The organism is Bradyrhizobium sp. LTSP857, assembly GCF_000938285.1.
GTDB lineage: Bacteria > Pseudomonadota > Alphaproteobacteria > Rhizobiales > Xanthobacteraceae > Bradyrhizobium.
In genome coordinates this window covers 1-2,886 of record NZ_JYMS01000018.1, presented here as the reverse complement: position 1 = coordinate 2,886, position 2,886 = coordinate 1, and the positions used below count along the sequence as shown (strand labels likewise).

Genomic DNA, 2,886 nt, shown 5'->3' with positions numbered 1-2,886 from the left:
CGAGATACTCCCCGTGTGGAGAGAGCCCCCACCCGTCGCTTCGCGCCGACCTCCCCCGCAAGCGGGAGAGGTGAGCGAGCCCGCGGCCCAATCATCCAAGACAACTGACACCGCACTGGACCTATCCCGCAAACGCCGCCGTCTCCTCGCTGTCGCGGTTTTTTGCTATGCTCGCCTGGGTAGCATCACCCGGAGGGGCTGACCGTGGAGCACGAGCACAATACCGCGCCGAAAAACCTCGTCATCTGCTGTGACGGCACCGGCAACGAGATCTCGGAAAACATCTCCAACGTCCTGAAGCTGTATCGCTGCCTGCGCAAGACCGACAAGACGCAGCCGCGGCAGATGGTGTTTTACGATCCCGGTGTCGGCACGGTGACGGAGCCGTCGACATGGAATCGCTGGAAGGCCGACATCAATCTGGTGCTGGGGCTCGCCACCGGCTACGGGCTCGATGACAACGTGCTCAACGCCTATTGCTTCCTGGTCGAGCATTACGCGCCCGGCGACAAGATCTATCTGTTCGGTTTTTCGCGCGGCGCCTACACGGTGCGGGTGCTGGCGGGGTTGATCCACAAGGTGGGGCTGATCTCGCCGGAGCAGGCCAACCTCGCGGGCTCGGGCCTCATCGCCTACAAGCAATATTCCGGCACCGGGCACGGCAACGATATCGAGGATCTCGAGAACATCGCCGTCGACGACCAGGGGCCGCTGCCGAAGGACGCATTCGACCTCGCCGCGCAATTCGCGCGCATCACCTCGACGCGCTGGCCGACCATCCATTTCATCGGCGTGTGGGACACGGTGGCGAGCGTGATCGTGCCGCGGCGTGACAACTTCTTTTATGTGTTCAGCCTGGAAGAGCTCGCCTTCACGCTGCGCAATCCGAGCGTCAACATCTTCCGGCAGGCGATCGCGATCGACGAGCGGCGCTGCATGTTCCGCCTGAAAGAGTACAAGGAGCCGCAGCAGTTCTGGAGCCATCGCTACGTGCCCGACGAGAAGAAGGTGCCGCAGGACATTTTGCAGGTGTGGTTCGCCGGCGTGCATTGCGACGTCGGCGGCGGCTATCCGGAGGCCGAGAGCGCGGAATCAAAGTATCCGCTGATCTGGATGTTAGAGGAGGCAGCGAAAGCGGGCCTGAACTTCAACCCGCGCACCGTGAACCAGCTCGCCTGGGGCATTCAGCGCAAGAACTCACCGTTCCAGTATGTCCCGCCGGCATACACGGGCACGGCGGGCCAGCTGCACAATTCGATGAGTGCAGCCTGGCGCCTGCTGGAATATCTGCCGAAGCGCGCGACCTACAAGGAATGGCCGGAGCGGAAGGTGTTTTTGGGCTTCTACATCCCCGATTGCGAACCGCGCCTGATCCCCGAAGGCGCCCATGTGCATGAGAGCGTGGTGAAGCGGATGGCGGTGGAGCCGGGGTATCGGCCGGTGAATTTGCCGAAGGATTATGTGACCGTGCCGATGCCGGTGGGGCCGGGGGTGGAGGGCGCTGAGGCGGGGGAGATCGTGACGGGGTGAGGCGGTGGTGCTTCCCTTCTCCCCTTGTGGGAGAAGGTGGCGCGTGTCCAGACCGGATAGATAGGTAACACAGTAGACCGGATGGATAGGTGACAGTTCTCTGTCGGCTGGGAGGATCAGCCGATGCCTTGGCGAGAGAGCTGCGCAATGGACCAGCGGGTTAACTTCATCGCGGATCAGCGAAGCGGATTGTGGACGATGACGGAGCTGTGCGACCGCTACGAGATTAGTCGCAAGACCGGTTACAAATGGTTGGACCGCTACCGGTTGGAAGGGGCTGGAGGGCTTGCGGATCGCTCGCACGCCGTGCGGGTGCATGGGCGAGCGACGCCGCAGCACATCGTGGATGCGATTGTGGGACTCCGGCTTGAGCGGCCGAGCTGGGGACCGCGCAAGATCGTAAGCAAGCTTGAGGCTCACCAAGGGGATATCGATTGGCCGTCGGCCTCGACGGCAGGCCAGATTCTCAAACGAGCGGGACTGGTTAGTAGCCGTCGGGCTCGGCGACGTGCGCCACCGCGTGTGGGTCAACTGACGGTGCCTCAGCATGCCAACCATGTATGGGCCCTCGATCACAAGGGCTGGATTCGTCTGGGCGACGGCTCTCGCGTTGAACCCTTCACGGTGACCGATGGCTTCAGCCGTTATTTGATTAGTTTGGCAGCGACGGGCAGCACGCAATATGCCGAGTGCCAACCGCCGCTGGAGCGGGCGTTTCGCGAGTACGGCTTGCCGCAGATCATCCGCTCCGACAACGGCTCGCCGTTCGCCTCGACTGGGACCACGGGTCTGACGGCGCTGTCGGTATGGTGGATCAAGCTTGGCATCCGCCATGAACGGATTGATCCTGGCTATCCGCAGCAGAACGGCCGACACGAGCGTTTTCACCTCACGCTTCTGGAAGCCATGCGGCCACCGCCGCCAACCCAGGCCGCGCAGGCCCGTCGCTTCGCGGCATTTGTGCGCGATTACAACGAAGAACGGCCGCACGAGTCGCTTGGCCAGCACCCACCTGCGAGCGTCTATCAGCCTTCGGCTCGTGCGATGCCAAGGCGGCTTCCCGAGCCGGATTATCCAGCCGAAGCCGCGGTGCGCCAGGTCCGCTCCAACGGCGAGATCAAATGGCGTGGTGACCTCATCCACATCTGCAGCGCTCTCGACGGTGAAGCGGTTGCCGTCGAGGAAACCGAGGACGGATCCTGGCAAGTGCGCTTCTTCGACGTGCCGATCGGCATCATCGACCAGAAAACACGCAAGCTGCGGCGCTGCGCTAGCGCAGCGCCGCAGCCGACCAAATCATGAACCAGTGTCACCCATCCATCCGGTCTGTTCTGTTACCCATCCATCCGCTGGACA

General features: G+C 62.8%; 2 protein-coding genes. Both read left to right on the top strand.

Translation table 11 applies throughout. The annotated features are described in order from the left end of the window. Positions 1–204: 204 nt before the first annotated feature. Positions 205–1,530: a T6SS phospholipase effector Tle1-like catalytic domain-containing protein gene (locus UP06_RS09340; protein WP_045002268.1), complete on the top strand. Its 1,326-nt coding sequence runs from the start codon at positions 205–207 to the stop codon at positions 1,528–1,530. Positions 1,531–1,677: 147 nt separating this feature from the next. After that, a complete protein-coding gene (locus UP06_RS09335; RefSeq protein ID WP_063778857.1) occupies positions 1,678–2,832 on the top strand; it encodes an integrase core domain-containing protein in 1,155 nt (384 codons plus the stop codon). Positions 2,833–2,886 lie beyond the last annotated feature (54 nt).

Coding starts and splice junctions, on each gene's coding strand:
- UP06_RS09335 (WP_063778857.1), top strand. CDS start 1,678: ATGGACCAGCGGGTTAACTTCATCGCGGATCAGCGAAGCGGATTGTGG.